The sequence below is a fragment of the Cupriavidus sp. 10L43_2 genome (assembly GCF_056395265.1).
In genome coordinates, this window is sequence record NZ_JBFTJE010000010.1 from 95,440 (window position 1) to 111,224 (window position 15,785).

Annotated in this window: 18 protein-coding genes; 9 read left to right on the forward strand and 9 right to left on the reverse strand. The window is 64.0% G+C overall.

Annotated elements, in window-relative coordinates:
• Positions 1-122 precede the first annotated feature (122 nt).
• Together clpA and clpS are read right to left on the reverse strand one after the other, a co-directional pair.
• Positions 123-2,420 carry an ATP-dependent Clp protease ATP-binding subunit ClpA gene (gene clpA / locus AC1DEL_RS15935; RefSeq protein WP_092300994.1) on the reverse strand — a complete coding sequence of 766 codons (2,298 nt, stop codon included), beginning with the start codon at positions 2,418-2,420 and terminating at the stop codon, positions 123-125.
• Positions 2,417-2,743: an ATP-dependent Clp protease adapter ClpS gene (gene clpS, locus AC1DEL_RS15940; RefSeq protein ID WP_008644942.1), complete on the reverse strand. Its 327-nt coding sequence runs from the start codon at positions 2,741-2,743 to the stop codon at positions 2,417-2,419. The genes clpA and clpS overlap by 4 nt, the downstream gene beginning before the upstream one ends.
• A gap of 538 nt (positions 2,744-3,281) precedes the next feature.
• On the opposite strand from clpS, the gene AC1DEL_RS15945 reads away from it, so the two are divergent.
• Entirely contained in the window at positions 3,282-3,488 is a 207-nt protein-coding gene (locus tag AC1DEL_RS15945) for a cold-shock protein (RefSeq protein WP_092300996.1), read from the forward strand.
• A gap of 206 nt (positions 3,489-3,694) precedes the next feature.
• Here the strand turns inward: AC1DEL_RS15945 and AC1DEL_RS15950 are convergent, their stop codons facing one another.
• Entirely contained in the window at positions 3,695-4,159 is a 465-nt protein-coding gene (locus tag AC1DEL_RS15950) for a VOC family protein (protein ID WP_092300999.1), read from the reverse strand.
• A 200-nt stretch (positions 4,160-4,359) separates the two neighbouring features.
• On the opposite strand from AC1DEL_RS15950, the gene AC1DEL_RS15955 reads away from it, so the two are divergent.
• Positions 4,360-5,091 (forward strand): carbonic anhydrase, encoded by a 732-nt coding sequence (locus AC1DEL_RS15955; protein ID WP_477125979.1) that lies wholly within the window; start codon positions 4,360-4,362, stop codon positions 5,089-5,091.
• A gap of 90 nt (positions 5,092-5,181) precedes the next feature.
• On the opposite strand, the gene icd is transcribed toward AC1DEL_RS15955, so the two are convergent.
• A complete protein-coding gene (icd, locus tag AC1DEL_RS15960) occupies positions 5,182-6,432 on the reverse strand; it encodes an NADP-dependent isocitrate dehydrogenase (RefSeq protein ID WP_441643883.1) in 1,251 nt (416 codons plus the stop codon).
• A gap of 238 nt (positions 6,433-6,670) precedes the next feature.
• On the opposite strand from icd, the gene AC1DEL_RS15965 reads away from it, so the two are divergent.
• From AC1DEL_RS15965 to AC1DEL_RS15975, 3 genes are all read left to right on the forward strand, one after another.
• The gene (locus tag AC1DEL_RS15965; RefSeq protein ID WP_092301008.1) at positions 6,671-7,297 is read left to right on the forward strand and encodes a pseudouridine synthase; all 627 of its coding nucleotides are present in this window, start codon (positions 6,671-6,673) and stop codon (positions 7,295-7,297) included.
• A gap of 110 nt (positions 7,298-7,407) precedes the next feature.
• Positions 7,408-7,599: a hypothetical protein gene (locus AC1DEL_RS15970; RefSeq protein ID WP_092301011.1), complete on the forward strand. Its 192-nt coding sequence runs from the start codon at positions 7,408-7,410 to the stop codon at positions 7,597-7,599.
• Positions 7,600-7,767: 168 nt separating this feature from the next.
• Entirely contained in the window at positions 7,768-8,229 is a 462-nt protein-coding gene (locus AC1DEL_RS15975) for a DUF192 domain-containing protein (RefSeq protein ID WP_092301014.1), read from the forward strand.
• 42 nt (positions 8,230-8,271) lie between these two features.
• On the opposite strand, the gene AC1DEL_RS15980 is transcribed toward AC1DEL_RS15975, so the two are convergent.
• Complete coding sequence (locus AC1DEL_RS15980; protein WP_092301017.1) at positions 8,272-8,757, reverse strand: YajQ family cyclic di-GMP-binding protein; 486 nt, start codon at positions 8,755-8,757, stop codon at positions 8,272-8,274.
• 78 nt (positions 8,758-8,835) lie between these two features.
• On the opposite strand from AC1DEL_RS15980, the gene murB reads away from it, so the two are divergent.
• A complete protein-coding gene (gene murB, locus AC1DEL_RS15985; RefSeq protein WP_477125978.1) occupies positions 8,836-9,846 on the forward strand; it encodes a UDP-N-acetylmuramate dehydrogenase in 1,011 nt (336 codons plus the stop codon).
• Positions 9,847-9,877: 31 nt separating this feature from the next.
• Here murB and ppnP read toward each other — a convergent pair whose 3' ends face one another.
• The gene (gene ppnP, locus AC1DEL_RS15990; protein WP_441592300.1) at positions 9,878-10,189 is read right to left on the reverse strand and encodes a pyrimidine/purine nucleoside phosphorylase; all 312 of its coding nucleotides are present in this window, start codon (positions 10,187-10,189) and stop codon (positions 9,878-9,880) included.
• Positions 10,190-10,266: 77 nt separating this feature from the next.
• Positions 10,267-11,190 (reverse strand): ornithine carbamoyltransferase, encoded by a 924-nt coding sequence (argF, locus tag AC1DEL_RS15995; protein ID WP_092301026.1) that lies wholly within the window; start codon positions 11,188-11,190, stop codon positions 10,267-10,269.
• A 424-nt stretch (positions 11,191-11,614) separates the two neighbouring features.
• Between argF and AC1DEL_RS16000 the strand changes: the two genes are divergently transcribed.
• A complete protein-coding gene (locus AC1DEL_RS16000) occupies positions 11,615-11,920 on the forward strand; it encodes a DUF3579 domain-containing protein (protein WP_477159118.1) in 306 nt (101 codons plus the stop codon).
• A gap of 159 nt (positions 11,921-12,079) precedes the next feature.
• On the opposite strand, the gene rpsT is transcribed toward AC1DEL_RS16000, so the two are convergent.
• Complete coding sequence (rpsT, locus tag AC1DEL_RS16005) at positions 12,080-12,346, reverse strand: 30S ribosomal protein S20 (RefSeq protein ID WP_092301032.1); 267 nt, start codon at positions 12,344-12,346, stop codon at positions 12,080-12,082.
• Positions 12,347-12,631: 285 nt separating this feature from the next.
• On the opposite strand from rpsT, the gene murJ reads away from it, so the two are divergent.
• Both murJ and AC1DEL_RS16015 read left to right on the forward strand, forming a co-directional pair.
• Positions 12,632-14,182 carry a murein biosynthesis integral membrane protein MurJ gene (murJ, locus tag AC1DEL_RS16010; RefSeq protein WP_477108687.1) on the forward strand — a complete coding sequence of 517 codons (1,551 nt, stop codon included), beginning with the start codon at positions 12,632-12,634 and terminating at the stop codon, positions 14,180-14,182.
• A 13-nt stretch (positions 14,183-14,195) separates the two neighbouring features.
• Complete coding sequence (locus AC1DEL_RS16015) at positions 14,196-15,044, forward strand: SirB1 family protein (protein ID WP_092301038.1); 849 nt, start codon at positions 14,196-14,198, stop codon at positions 15,042-15,044.
• A gap of 18 nt (positions 15,045-15,062) precedes the next feature.
• Here AC1DEL_RS16015 and AC1DEL_RS16020 read toward each other — a convergent pair whose 3' ends face one another.
• Positions 15,063-15,728: a VTT domain-containing protein gene (locus tag AC1DEL_RS16020; protein ID WP_092301041.1), complete on the reverse strand. Its 666-nt coding sequence runs from the start codon at positions 15,726-15,728 to the stop codon at positions 15,063-15,065.
• Between the last annotated feature and the right edge of the window lie 57 nt (positions 15,729-15,785).

The following is a 15,785-nucleotide window of genomic DNA, read 5'->3' on the forward strand; positions in this document are numbered from 1 at the left end:
CCCTCTATTTTGCCCGATGATCGCCCACGTTGCTGGCGCGGGCATCGTTGATCGCCCAGAAATGGAACAATCCAGGAACAAACGGGCCGGCACTGAGGCCGGCCCGCAACGCCTCGTCAGGTTCAGGCCTCGGCGCGCTGTTCGCTTTCCGGTGCCTCCGGCGGTTCCGGATCGGCCTCGGAGAACGTCAGCTTGATCTGATCGCCCTCGTCCAGGTCCACGACCACCTTGCCGCCGGTCACCAGCTTGCCGAACAGCAGTTCGTCGGCAAGTGCCTTGCGGATCATGTCCTGGATCAGGCGCTGCATCGGCCGCGCACCCATCAGCGGATCGAAGCCCTTCTTGGCCAGGAACTTGCGCAGGGTCTCGGTGAAGCTCGCTTCCACCTTCTTCTCGTGCAACTGCTCTTCCAGTTGCATCAGGAACTTGTCCACCACGCGCAGGATGATTTCCTCATCCAGCGAACGGAAGCTGATGGTCGCGTCCAGGCGGTTGCGGAACTCCGGCGTGAACATACGCTTGATGTCCGCCATTTCGTCGCCCTGCTCGCGCGCGCTCGTGAAGCCGATCGTGGCGCGGTTCATGGTCTCCGCCCCCGCGTTCGTGGTCATGATGATGATCACGTTGCGGAAGTCAGCGCGCCGGCCGTTGTTATCGGTCAGCGCCCCATGGTCCATCACCTGCAGCAGGATATTGAAAATATCCGGATGTGCCTTTTCGATCTCATCGAGCAGCAGCACGCAGTGCGGCTTCTTCGTCACCGCCTCGGTCAGCAAACCACCCTGATCGAAGCCGACATAGCCCGGAGGCGCACCGATCAGGCGGCTGACCGCGTGGCGCTCCATGTATTCGGACATGTCGAAGCGGAGCAACTCGATGCCCATGATGAAGGCGAGCTGCTTGGCGACTTCGGTCTTGCCGACGCCGGTCGGGCCCGAGAACAGGAACGAGCCGATCGGCTTGTCCGTCTTGCCCAGGCCAGCCCGCGACATCTTGATGGCCGACGACAGCGCCTCGATGGCCGGGTCTTGCCCGAACACCACCGACTTCAGGTCGCGATCCAGCGTCTGCAGCTTGCTGCGATCGTCCTGGTTCACGCTCTGCGGCGGGATCCGCGCGATGCGCGAGACGATGTCCTCGATCTCGCCCTTGCCAATGGTCTTCTTCTGCTTCGACTTCGGCAGGATGCGCTGCGCAGCACCTGCCTCATCGATCACATCAATGGCCTTGTCCGGCAGATGACGGTCGGTGATGAAGCGCGCTGACAGCTCGGCTGCAGCAGTCAGTGCCGCGGCGGCGTACTTGACGCCGTGGTGCTCCTCGAAGCGAGACTTCAGGCCACGCAGGATCTGCACGGTCTGGTCTACCGAGGGCTCGACCACGTCGATCTTCTGGAAACGACGCGACAAGGCCGCATCTTTCTCGAAAATGCCGCGATATTCGGTGAACGTGGTCGCACCGACGCACTTGAGCGCCCCAGACGACAGCGCCGGCTTGAGCAGGTTGCTGGCGTCCAGCGTGCCGCCCGAGGCGGCGCCTGCGCCGATCAGCGTGTGGATTTCGTCGATGAACAGGATCGCGTTCGGATTGTCCTTGAGCGACTTCAGCACGCCCTTCAGGCGTTGTTCGAAATCGCCCCGATACTTGGTGCCGGCCAGCAGCGCGCCCATGTCGAGCGAGTACACGACAGCCTTTTCCAGGATGTCGGGCACCTCGTTCTTCGTGATGCGCCACGCCAGACCCTCGGCGATGGCGGTCTTGCCCACGCCAGCCTCGCCCACCAGCAGCGGGTTGTTCTTGCGTCGGCGGCACAGCACCTGCACCACGCGCTCCACCTCGGAATCCCGGCCAATCAGTGGATCGATCTTGCCGGCCTTGGCCAGGGCGTTCAGGTTCTGGGTGTACTGCTCGAGCGGACTTTCCTTGCCGTCGCCACCCTCGCCCTCGGCATTACCCTCGCCGTGCTTGGCCGGCTCGGACTGGTCCTTGCGGATGCCGTGGCTGATGAAATTGACGACATCGAGGCGCGTCACTCCCTGCTGTTGCAGGTAGTAGACCGCATGTGAGTCCTTTTCGCCGAAGATAGCCACCAGAACATTGGCGCCAGTGACTTCCTTCTTGCCGTTGGACGTGGACTGCACGTGCATGATGGCGCGCTGGATCACCCGCTGGAAGCCCAGCGTGGGTTGCGTGTCCACCTCGTCCGACCCCGGTACGACTGGGGTGTTATCGGCAATGAAGTTCTTCAGGCTGGTGCGCAAGTCCTCGATATTGGCTGCGCACGCGCGCAGCACTTCGGCTGCCGTCGGGTTGTCGAGCAACGCCAGCAGCAGGTGTTCCACGGTAATGAACTCGTGGCGCGCCTGGCGGGCTTCGACAAAAGCCATGTGCAGGCTTACTTCCAATTCTTGCGCAATCATGCTTCCTCCATCACGCACTGCAACGGGTGGCCCGCCTGCCGCGCATGGGTTGATACAAGCTCGACCTTGGTCGCCGCGATATCCCGCGTGTAGATACCGCAAACGCCCTTGCCTTCCCGGTGGACGGTGAGCATGATCTGCGTCGCCGTTTCCCGGTCCCTGCTGAAATACTGCTGCAGGATCATCACGACGAACTCCATCGGTGTGTAGTCGTCGTTGAGCAGGACCACCTTGTACATCGCCGGGGGTTTGAGCTGTTGCTCCTTCCGTTCGATGACGGTGCCTGTCTCGCGTTGTGGGGTATTCGCCAGCCGTGTCGCCATGGCTTTATTCTAACCCTTACTCACAAGTCTGCAATTTGGGGAAATGGCCACGTATTCAAGGGCCACACCTTCGGAAAGTTCCAACGTGTCCGAACGCACGGAAATGCCGCAAACGACTTACGCCGCACGTCCGTGGTGCACGGCGCGCCCGGCCTTCGGGCAGGCTGCACGCCTGTCGCAAAGGTACCATTCCGCGCCGTTTCAATCCCGCCACACCCTACGCCGAGTGGGGAATCTGCCAGCTTGACAGTATGGTGGTTTGCCAGAAAAATCGGTCGCACATCCAGGCCCGACCGGCGAGCCAAACGTACAAGGCCGGCCCGGATGATTCCGTGAGCAGGGAGGCCCACGACCGGCGTCGGCACGACGTTTTCCACCTGATTATCAGGCGGATCGCAATGTCTTGCCACGCGCTCCACAAGACCCGGCGATTCCACCGGCCGAATCCGACAAGGATCGGCCCGGCGGGCGCGCCGGCGTCATGCGGCTGGCCACAGGTTTCCCCGCTTGAAAATCTGTTTTTTCGTTGGGGGAGTTTATGGCTAGCGGTATCGTCAAATGGTTCAATGACGCCAAGGGTTTCGGTTTTATCAAGCCGGACGATGGCGAGGAAGAACTGTTTGCGCACTTTTCGGCAATCCAGATGGCGGGTTTCAAGACGCTGAAGGAAGGCCAGCGCGTGGAGTTCGAGGTGGTGCAGGGCCCTAAGGGCAAGCAGGCCACGAATATCCAGGACGCGCAGTAAAAGTCGCGCCGCGACCGTACGGGCCTCAGAGCCGCGGCGGTCAAACGGATGCGGGGGGACGCGCTCCCCCGGAACGGGATCCTGTGCCACGCTGGTCCGCCAGCGCGGCACGCTGCAGTAGCGGTTCACAAGCGACACGCCACGCATCCAACAAGAAGCCCGGTGAAAACCGGGCTTCTTGTTTTGCACGGTCGGCGCGGCATGCGTCAGCCAGTCCACCCCTCGATATTCAGCCCGCTGGACAGCTCGGCCGCCTCGCGGCTGACCTTGCGCACCGACTGCCCGAAACTCCAGACATGGCCCTCCGGGTCGCGCGCCGAATAGACGCGATCGCCGTAGAACTGGTCTTCCGGCTCGCGCACGATCACCGCGCCGGCGGCGCGCGCCCGCTCGCAATGGTCGTCGAGACCGTCCGGCATGTGCACGTGCACCGCCTGCGTGTTCTTGCCGCCAACCGACGCCGGGCTGGCCGTGTAGTCGGCCCACTCGCTCCCCACCATCAGGTAACTGTCGCGATAGCGCATCTCCGAATGCACGAGATGGCCCTCCTTGTCGGTAATCACCATCACGCGCTCGAAGCCAAACGCGCGTTCGAGCCAGTCGAGCGCGGTCAGCGGATCCTTGTAGAAGAGCGCCGCCCCGAGCGCGCGTCTTCCAAACGGGTCATCCATGAAGGTCTCCTCGTAAAACACTGAGTTCTGATGTTGTAGCGGATGGCGAGGTCAATCGCCAGAAGGGACCATGTCGCGGTGCAATGCATATGGCGCGGCGGCATGCACATCGTGCATTTCTGAAAATACCGTCTTGACGTTCTGGTCCGGCACGCGAGCCGGTAGACTGCGCGCCGCGCCCCTCAGAAACGGAATTTCACATGAAACAGTTGCTGTCCGCCGTCCTCTTATCCACGTGCGCCTTGAGCGCGATTGCGGCAGCGCCGCATCACGCACCGTGGACCTACGAAAGCCCCGCCTGGGGCGACCTGGACGCCGAATACGCGACTTGCAAGCTCGGCAAGGAACAATCGCCGATTGACATCCGCGGTGCCGTGCCCGGCGGGTTCAAGCCGATCCACTTCGCGTACGCCGCCGGCAGCGCCAAGGTGCTCAACAACGGCCACACCATCGCCGTGCGGCCAGAGAGCGGCAGCAAGGCGCACCTGCCTTCGGGCGACTACGAACTCATCCAGTTCCACTTCCATACCCCGAGCGAAGAGGTCATCGACGGCAAGACCTATCCGATGGTCGCGCACATGGTCCATATGAACAGTACCGGGCAATTCGCCGTCGTGGCCGTGCTATTCGAGGAGGGCGGCGCCAATCCAATCATCGAACAGGTTTTCTCGTCCATGCCGGCCCACGGCGCCGAGCCGGTGAAACTGGCTGGCACGTTGAACCCGGAGGCATTGCTGCCGAAGGATCGCACCTATTTTGCCTACACCGGCAGCTTGACCACGCCGCCATGCAGCGAGGGCGTGCTGTGGCACGTGATAAAGCAGCCGGTAGGAATCTCGGCGGCGCAGATCGCGGCATTCAAGGCGCTTTATCCAATGAACGCCCGGCCGGTACAGCCGTTGAATGGGCGGACGATTGGATTGAGTCAGTAAGGGGTACCCGCAATCCAACAAAAAACCCCGGCGGCCTTTCAGCCACCGGGGTTTTGTCTTCGACTTCGGCCAGTGAGGCCGGAACCGCCCTTACATATTGTCGATCATCACCTGTCCGAACCCCGAGCAGGACACCTGCGTGGCGCCTTCCAGCAGCCGCGCGAAGTCGTAGGTCACCTTTTTCGACTGGATCGATTTTTCCATCGACCGGATGATCAGGTCGGCCGCTTCGGTCCAGCCCATGTGGCGCAGCATCATTTCTGCCGAGAGGATTTCCGAGCCTGGATTCACATAATCCTTGCCGGCATATTTCGGCGCAGTGCCGTGGGTGGCTTCGAACATGGCCACGGTGTCGGACATATTCGCGCCCGGCGCAATGCCGATGCCGCCCACCTGGGCCGCCAGCGCGTCAGAGACATAATCGCCGTTCAGGTTCAGCGTGGCGATGACCGAATACTCGGCCGGACGCAGCAGGATCTGCTGCAGGAAGGCATCGGCAATCGCGTCCTTGATGACGATATCGCGGCCCGTCTTCGGATTCTTCAGCTTGCACCACGGGCCGCCGTCGACCAGCTCCGCGCCGAATTCCTGCAGCGCCAGCTCATAGCCCCAGTCACGGAAGCCACCCTCGGTGAACTTCATGATGTTGCCCTTGTGCACCAGCGTGACCGACGGCTTGTCGTTGTCGATTGCATACTGGATCGCCTTGCGCACCAGCCGCTGCGTGCCCTCGCGCGAAACCGGCTTCACGCCGATGCCCGACGTCTCCGGGAATCGGATTTTCTTGACGCCCATCTCGTCCTGCAGGAACTTGATCAGCTTCTTGGCACCTTCGCTGCCAGCCTCCCACTCGATGCCGGCATAGATATCTTCCGAATTCTCGCGGAAGATCACCATGTCGATCTTCTCCGGCTCGCGCACCGGCGAGGGCACGCCCTTGAAGTAGCGTACCGGGCGCAGGCAGACGTAAAGGTCGAGCTGCTGGCGCAGCGCCACGTTCAGGGAGCGGATGCCGCCGCCCACCGGCGTGGTCAGCGGACCCTTGATCGACACCACGTAGTCCTTCACCACCTGCAACGTCTCGTCCGGCAGCCACACGTCCGGGCCGTAGAGGCGCGTGGACTTCTCGCCGGCGTAGATCTCCATCCAGGCCAGCTTGCGCTTGCCGCCGTAGGCCTTTTCCACGGCTGCGTCCACCACCTTGAGCATCACCGGGGTGATATCCACACCCGTGCCGTCGCCCTCGATATACGGAATGATGGGATTGTCCGGCACGTTGAGCGAGGAGTCGGCGTTGACCGTGATCTTCTCGCCTGCCGGGACCTTGATGTGCTGGTACATGAACGTCTCCACTTGCGGGTTGTGTCCGCTGCCCGGCCGGTGCCCGGCAACGCCAATGCGTGACTGATGCGAGGCATTGTAGAGGGGAAGCCCGCCTCGCTGCTCGGTTCGCATGGATATTGTCAAATGAGTCTTATATAAGACATAAGACTAGTCTTATTATTATGCAACATGGATTTGGGATTCGCCAAATCGGGCCGCTGTCCGCAGTCCGCCCGCGCTGGCATACTTCGCGCCCATGACCTTGATTGCCCTGAACAAGCCGTTCAACACGATGAGCCAGTTCTCCGCGCACCCTACGCGGCCGACGCTGGCCGACTGCGTGCGCGTGCCCGGCGTCTATCCGGCCGGCCGGCTGGATGCCGACAGCGAGGGCCTGCTGCTGCTGACCGATGATGGCGCGCTCCAGGCCCGCATCGCGGACCCGCACCACAAGCTGGCCAAGACCTACCTGGCGCAGGTCGAAGGGGTGCCGGATGCCGCCGCGCTGGCCACGCTGCGCGCCGGCGTCGATCTTGGCGATTTCCGCACGCTGCCCGCCTCGGCGCGCATCGTCGACGAACCCAACTGGCTCTGGACCCGCGATCCGCCAATCCGGTTCCGCGCGGCCATCCCCACCACCTGGGTGGAATTGCAGATCCGCGAGGGCAAGAATCGCCAGGTCAGGCGGATGACCGCCGCCGTGGGGTTTCCCACGCTGCGGCTGGTGCGCGTGGGCATCGGCGCGCTGGCCTTGCCCGAGCTGGGACTGGCGCCTGGCGCCTGGTGCGAGATCGACCCGGCCGTGCTCGGCCTGCCGCAGTCGTCGCCAAGGCCATCCCCTCGCCCGCAGGCTCGTCCACCGGTAAGGCGCCGTTACAAATAGTGACAAGCGCGACGTCAACGGCGCGATTGCGCGCGCCGTTTCAGAGGGCAGACGGGACAGCCACGGTCCCGTCGATTTCCCTACGCAGAACCCACTTTGAGGTACTCGCAATGAAAAAACTGATCGCTGCCCTGGTTGTCGGACTGTTCGCCACTGGCGCGTTTGCCCAGGCTCCGGCCGCTCCCGCCACGGACGCTGCACCGGCCGCCAAGGAAGCCACCAAGCCCGCGAAGACCAGCAAGAAAAAGCACACGAAGCACGCCTCCACCAAGAAGGCAGCTTCGGCAACCACCACCCAGTAAGGGCGGTGCTGCGGCGGCCCGGCGCAAGCCCGGCGCGCCGCCCCTCGGAAAGGCAGGCGCGCATCGGCGGCCTGCCTTTTTTCTTGCGCCGATGTGTCCGCGCAAGCGCGGTGGCGCCGGGCTGCGCTATGCTCTCGGCGGTCGAACATCCAAATCCTCTCCCAAGCCATGCAACTCGTGCCCAAGATTCTGCTGGCCGCCGGCGCCGCCGCGCTGACGTCCTTCGCCAGCCTCGCCCAGGCGCAGGCCGCGCTGCCCGTGATCCCGCTGACGGCCGGCATGTATGCCATCCAGGCCGAAGTGGCCGCCTCCCCGGAGGCGCGCGAGCGTGGCCTGATGTATCGCAAGACCATGCCCGCCAACGCCGGCATGCTGTTCGTCTTCGATGAGAAGGCGGGTCACTGCTTCTGGATGAAGAACACGAACCTGCCGCTCTCGATCGCCTTCCTGGCCGACGACGGCAGCATCGTGAACATCGAGGACATGGCCCCGCAGAGCGAAGACAACCACTGCCCGCGCGCGGCGGTGCGCTATGCGCTCGAGATGAACAAGGGATGGTTCGCGCAGAAGGGCATCAAGCCGGGCGCGAAGATTGGCGGCCTGCCGCAGCAGGCGCGGCAGGCGCAATAAGACAGGTCTCGGCGCGGCGCAGGCCGCCGCGCCGGCGGGCGCTTAGTCGCGGAAGTTGTTGAAGTCCAGCGGCGCGTCGGAAACATCCTTGCGCAGCAGCGCGATCACCGACTGCAGGTCGTCGCGCTTGGTGCCGGAGACGCGCACGGCGTCGCCCTGGATGCTGGCCTGCACCTTGATCTTGCTGTCCTTGATCATGCGGACGATCTTCTTGGCCAGGTCGCCAGTCACGCCCTTCTTGATCGTGATGACCTGCTTGAGCTTGTCGCCGCTCATCTTCTCGGTCTTGCCGTAGTCGAGGAAGCGCACGTCCACGTTGCGCTTGGCCATCTTGTTGATGAGTACGTCCTTGACCTGGCCGAGCTTGAAGTCATCGTCGGCAAACGCGGTCAGCTCGCCTTCCTTCTGCTCCACACGGGCGTCGGAGCCCTTGAAGTCGAAGCGCGTGGAGATTTCCTTGTTGGACTGCTCCACGGCGTTCTTCACTTCCACCATATTGGCTTCACACACTACGTCGAACGACGGCATTTTCGATTCTCCTACGTATAATCGGGCCTACCCCGCAGTCCGGGTCGCCCGCCGCGGCGGCCGCAAACCCTTCCCTTGATGGCAGATTTCCACGAATTCTATCCCCTGCGCCGGCACAATACATTCGGTTTCGATGTCCGGGCGCGCCTCGCGGCCCACATTCGCTCCGAAGCCGACCTGCTGGCCGCGCTGGCCGACCCGCGCGCGCAGGGCCTGCCGCTGGTGGTGCTGGGCGGCGGCAGCAACGTGGTGCTGACTGGCGACCTCGACGCGCTGGTGCTGCTGATGGAAATTCCCGGCTACGCGGTGGCGGAAGACGGCGACGACTGGCTGGTCACCGCCGGCGCCGGCGAGAACTGGCACGGGCTGGTGGGCCGCACCATCGCGGACGGCCACCCCGGGCTGGAAAACCTCGCCCTGATCCCCGGCACGGCCGGCGCGGCGCCGATCCAGAACATCGGCGCCTATGGCGTGGAGTTGCGCGAGCGCTTCGCCAGCCTGCGCGCCTATGACCGCCAGACTGGCGTCTTCGTCACCCTGGATCGCGAACAGTGCGCATTCGGCTACCGGGACAGCCTGTTCAAGCGCGAGGGGCGCGAGCGCTACCTGATCACCGCCGTCACGCTGCGCCTGCCGAAGGCGTGGGTGCCGGTGCTCAACTATGGCGAACTGGCGCGCGAGTTGGACCCCGTGGCGGCGCCCGATGCGGCCCGGGTCCGCGATGCCGTGGTGGCCATTCGCTCGCGCAAGCTGCCGGACCCGGCCCAGATCGGCAACGCTGGCAGTTTCTTCAAAAATCCTGTGGTCGATGCCGCGCTGCGCAACGCGCTGCTGGCCGCGCACCCGTCGCTGGTCAGTTATCCACAGCCCGATGGCGGCTACAAGCTCGCGGCGGGCTGGCTGATCGATCAGTGCGGGTTCAAGGGGTTGGACGACGGCCCGGTGGGCGTCTACGGTAAACAGGCGCTGGTGCTGGTACACCACGGCGGCGGCACGGGTGCCGCGCTGCTGAAGCTGGCGGACCGCATCGTCGATACGGTCCAGGCGCGCTTCGGCGTGCGGATCGAGCCGGAGCCGGTGATCCTCTGAGGCCGCTGCGCGGCCCCCTCACCCCGGCAAATCAGCCAAAGTGGCAGACGTAGTCCAGCGTCTCGGTCACTTCGATATCGAAATTGCTGTTGCCCGGTACGTCGAACTGCTGGCCCGCAGCATAGGTCTTCCATTCCTCCGAACCGGCCAGACGCACGCGGCAGCTACCGCCGTTGATCTCCATGATCTCCGGCGCGCCGGTATTGAAGTTCAGCGTGGCCGGGAAGATCACGCCCAGCGTCTTGCGCGTGCCATCGGGAAACACCACCGTGTGGCTCACGCACTTGCCGTCGAAGTACAGGTTGGCCTTCTTGACGACGGAAACATTGTCGAACTGACTCATTTGTTCATTCTCCTCAGGGATTTGGACGTAAAAACGGGGCCCTTGCAGGCCCCATTTCGTCGGGTGTGGCGCGGTGTTCAGTAGCGGCCGCAGAGCAGGAATTCCATCAGCGCCTTCTGCACGTGGAGGCGGTTCTCGGCTTCCTCCCAGACCACGCTGCGCGGGCCGTCGATGACCGCCGCTTCCACTTCCTCGCCACGGTGGGCGGGCAGGCAGTGCATGAACAGCGCGTCATCGGTGGCGCGGTCCATCATCGCCGTGGTCACCATCCAGTCCTGGAACGCGCGCTTGCGCACGTCGTTCTCGGCCTCGAAGCCCATGCTGGTCCAGACATCGGTGGTCACCAGGTGCGCGCCCTGGCAGGCATCGAGCGGATTATCGAACACCTTGACGAGGTGTGCGGCCGTGGCCGGCACCATGGCCGGATCGAGCTGGTATCCCGGCGGCGCCGAGAAATGGAACGTGAAACCCAGGCGCTCGGCGGCCTGGATCCAGGTGTACGCCATGTTGTTGGCATCGCCGATCCACGCCACCGTCTTGCCGGCAATGCTGCCGCGCTGCTCGATGTAGGTGAAGATATCGGCCAGCACCTGGCACGGGTGGTATTCGTTGGTGAGCCCGTTGATGACCGGCACGCGCGAATGCGCGGCAAAACGCTCCAGGATCTCCTGGCCGAACGTGCGGATCATGATGATGTCGACCATGCGCGAGATCACCTGCGCGGCGTCCTCGATCGGCTCGCCGCGGCCCAGCTGGGAGTCACGCGTGTTCAGGAACACCGCATGGCCGCCGAGCTGGTGGATGCCGGCTTCGAACGACAGGCGCGTGCGCGTGGAATTCTTCTCGAAGATCATGGCCAGCGTGCGGTCGTGCAGCGGGTGCCATGTCTCGTAGTTCTTGAACTTGGCCTTGAGGATCCGCGCGCGGTCCAGCAGGTATTCGTACTCTTCGGGTCCGAAATCGCTGAACTGGAGGTAATGCTTGATCGGGGTTGGGCTCATAAAACAAAGAAGGCGGCTCGATCAGGACACGCAACCCGGAAGCCGGTACTGGCTGTCCCTGAGGGTCGGAGCGTGTCGCGGAGCCGCCTTTCGCGTCGCTTACGCAATGTAATTGCAAGAATCATAAGGGATTATTCCAGCTTTGGCGAGCCCGGGCAGATCAGCCCGCATGCTCGCGCTGACAGCTTCCCGACAGGATTCGCCCCTATGCGCAGGTCTTATATAAGATATAATACTGGCTGATTCACGCGGGGCCCCGGCATACCCATGCCACCGCCCGCCGTCGGCATCAAAAGTGCCCCCGCAGACAAAGCGCCCCGCTCTCCCATCCGGATGCGYGCGAACCAATCGCCSKCCGGACRCGTCAAACGGGCGCCCGTCCAGCGGGTTTACCGTCGAGTCACCGTCTTATCCCCGCAGTCCCATGACCACCCCCAACGTTCGCGAATACTTCATCCAAGGCRTCACCAAGGAAGGCAAGACCTTTCGACCGAGCGATTGGGCGGAGCGGCTGTGTGGCGTGATGGCGCAATTTCGCCCCGAGGGCGACACTGGCGATCCCCGCCTGACCTACTCGCCCTATGTGCGGCCCGTGATCGTGGCCGGCGTGAAGAACGTGGTGGTCGACACCCGCCTGCGCGACATCGAGCCGAAGGCGCTCGACTTCGTCCTCAACTTCGCCCGCGACAACAACCTCCAGGTGGTGGAAGCCTGCTTCCTGAACGACTGAAGATCCCTGCCCGGCCCGGACACCCGGGCCAAGCTGGCGTCAGAACGCAAAAAAGCTCGTCGCATTGACGAGCTTTTTTCATACCGGACCGATGCCGATCCGGCGCACTGCGGTACCACTCGGACTGCTACAGGACCGCCGAAGCGGCCCGTGCGGCAATCAGGCAGCCATCGACTTGATGGCAGCCGACAGGCGCGACTTGTGACGTGCAGCCTTGTTCTTGTGCACGATCTTCTTGTCGGCGATGCTGTCGATCACGGTCTGCGACTGCTTGAAGATCTCGGCAGCGGCGGCCTTGTCACCAGCGTTGATTGCCTTGCGAACGGCCTTGACGGCGGTGCGCAGACGCGAACGCAGGCTCGAGTTGTGAGCGTTCTGGGCGACGGCCTGGCGCGCGCGCTTGCGGGCTTGTGCGGAATTTGCCATGTAATTTCTTCCTGAATTCAGAATGCGCGCCCGGGGCGACGCAATAATTTGGGACGCAACAATTAAGTCACATCGTGCGACCCGGGATGCTCTGACACACGAATCCGGAACGCGACTGTCCTTTGCGAATCGGCGATTATACACACATGCCGGCACGGTGGGCAAGACCGATACGCACCTGCCGCATCCTGGGCGTGCCGCGCGGCCCGATCCGTATAATAGCCGCCACATTCCCAGCCGGCCCCCGCCTCATACGTGGCGCCGCAGCAACTTTCACGGCCCATCTTGAACCTGCTCAAAGCGCTTGCCACCATCAGCAGCCTGACCATGCTCTCCCGCATCACGGGGCTGGTGCGCGAAATCCTGATTGCCCGGGCCTTCGGCGCCTCGGACATGACCGACGCCTTCAATGTGGCGTTTCGCATACCTAACCTGCTACGCCGGGTCTTTGCCGAGGGCGCATTCTCGCAGGCTTTCGTCCCGATCCTGAACGAATACCACGGCAAGCGCGGGCCGGACGAGACCCGCCACCTGATCGACGCGGTGGCCACGGTGATGTCCTGGGTGCTCGTGGCGGTGTCCGTGCTGGGCGTGATCGGCGCCCCGGTGGTGATGACGGTGGTGGCCACCGGCTTCCGGGGCGACTCCGAGACCTACAACTCGGCAGTGTTCATGACGCGCGTCATGTTCCCGTACATCGGCCTGATCTCGATGGTGGCGCTGGCGTCGGGCATCCTCAATACCTGGCGCAACTTCGCCGTGCCGGCCTTCACCCCGGTGCTGCTGAACCTTTGCCTGATCGTGGCGGCGCTGTTCGTCGGCCCGCACATGAGCCAGCCGATCTATGCCCAGGCCTGGGGCGTGCTGGCGGGCGGCGTGCTCCAGCTGGTCATCCAGGTGCCGGCGCTGCGCCGGCTCGGCGTGATGCCGCGGCTCTCGTTCAACCTGCGCGCGGCCTGGTCGGACGCCGGCGTGCGGCGCGTGATCCGTCAGATGCTGCCGGCGCTGCTGGCCGTGTCGGTGGCGCAGATCAGCCTGATCATCAACACGAATATCGCCTCGCACCTGGCCGCCGGCAGCGTCTCGTACCTGACCTATGCGGACCGCCTGATGGAATTCCCGACCGCGCTGCTGGGTGTGGCGCTGGGCACCATCCTGTTGCCGAGCCTCTCGCGCGCCAGCGCCACGGACGACCGCGAGGAGTACTCGGGCCTGCTCGACTGGGGCCTGCGCCTGACCTTCCTGCTGGCCGTGCCCGCCGCCGTGGGCCTGTTCGTGTTCGGCACGCCGCTGACGGCCGTGCTGTTCCACTACGGCAAGTTCGACGCCCACGCGGTGGAAATGACGCGCCAGGCGCTGGTGTCGTACGGCACCGGCCTGGTGGCGCTGATCCTGATCAAGATCCTGACGCCGGGCTTCTACGCGCGGCAGGACATCCGCACGCCGGTGAAGATCGCGCTGCTGGTGCTGGTCATCACGCAGGCGTCGAACTACGTCTTCGTGCCGCTGCTGGGCCACGCCGGGCTGGCGCTGTCGATCAGCTTCGGCGCCACCGTCAACGCCCTGCTGCTGTTCTTCGGCCTGCGCCGGCGCGGCTTCTACCGGCCGGCCCCGGGCTGGGGCCTGTTTCTCGCCCGGCTGCTCGCGGCGGTGCTGATCCTGGCGGGCATGCTGCTGTGGTTCGCCCGGAACTTCGACTGGGTGGCGATGGGCGCCACGCCGCTTGCGCGCATCGCGCTGATGGCGTCGTGCCTGGTACTTGCGGCGGTGGTCTACTTCGGTACACTGTGGATCATGGGGCTGCGTTACGCCGCCTTCCGGCGCCGCGCCGGCTAGTCAGGAACCCGCAATGACATCCACGAAAGTCCTGGATTACTTCGCCAGCCTCGTGGCCGACGAAAACGGCATCCCGCTGACGGAAACCGCGCTCTCCATCGCCCAGGACGCGTACCCGGACCTCGACCTCCAAGCCGAACTGGCCTCCCTCGACGTACTCGCGCTGCGGCTCAAGCGGCGGATTGCCGAGGGCACGCCCGCCATCCAGCGCCTGCGCCTGCTCAATCATTTCTTCTACCGCGATCTCGGTTTCGGCGCCAACGCCAACGACTACTACGATCCGGACAATTCCTACCTGAACGTGGTGCTGCGCCAGCGGCGCGGCATTCCGATCACGCTGGCCGTGCTCTATATGGAGTTGGGGCAGCAGATCGGGCTGCCGCTCAAGGGCGTGTCGTTCCCGAATCATTTCCTCGTGCGCATGACCATCCCCGCCGGCGAGGTGGTGCTGGACCCGCTCACCGGGGAGACGCTGTCGAAGGAGCAACTGCAGGAGATGCTGGACCCCTACCTCGAACGGGAGGGGATTTCGGACCCGAACCAGGTGCCGCTGGGGCTGTTCCTGCAGGTGGCGAGCCACCGCGAGATCGTCGCCCGCCTGCTGCGCAACCTGAAGGCGATCTACCTGCAGGAATCGCGCTGGCAACGGCTGCTGGCGGTGCAGAACCGCCTGGTGATCCTGTTGCCGAATTCGATCGAGGAAGTGCGCGATCGGGGGCTGGCGTATGCCAACCTGGAGTGCTTCCGGCCGGCGCTGGAGGACCTGGAAGCCTACGTCCAGGCCCGTCCCGATGCGGCCGATACGACCCAGATCCGCGACCGCATGCCGGCGCTGCGGATGATGAGCCGGAGCCTCAGCTAATCGCTGGGCTCATCCCCATCAGTCCTTGAGATCCGCACGGGTGCGCGGCTTGCCGCGTACCAGCTTCCACAGCCCGCCCAGCACCAGCGGCACCACCGCCGCACCAATGCCCGCCAGCACGATCAGGTTCAGGTACTGCTTGATGAAGGGCAAATTGCCGAAGAAGTAGCCGGCGAACACCAGTCCGCAGACCCAGGCCACCGCGCCAAGCACGTTGAACATCTGGAAGCGCGCGAACGTCATCTGCGACACCCCCGCCACGAACGGCGCGAAAGTCCGCACGATCGGGATGAAACGCGCCATCACCAGCGTCTTGCCACCGTGGCGCTCGTAGAAGTCGTGCGTCTTGCGCAGCGCCTTCTGGTCCAGGAAGCGCCATTGGTGGTCGAACACCTTCGGCCCGATCCAGCTCCCCACGAAGTAGTTGACCGTGTTGCCCGTGATCGCGGCCACCAACAGCAGGCCGCAAAGCACCCACTCGTTCATCGCGCCGGTGGCGCACATGGCGCCGGCAATGAACAGCAGGGAGTCACCGGGCAGGAACGGCAGCACCACCAGGCCGGTCTCGGCGAAGACGATGGCGAACAGGATGCCGTACACCCAGACGCCATAGTCCTGAACGAACTGGCCGAGGAATTTGTCGATGTGCAGGACCATGTCCAGCAGTTGCAATACGGTGTCCAAACTGATCCCCTAGAAGAAGGTCCCCATGATACAAGAGCCGCCGGGCGCGTCCGTCAC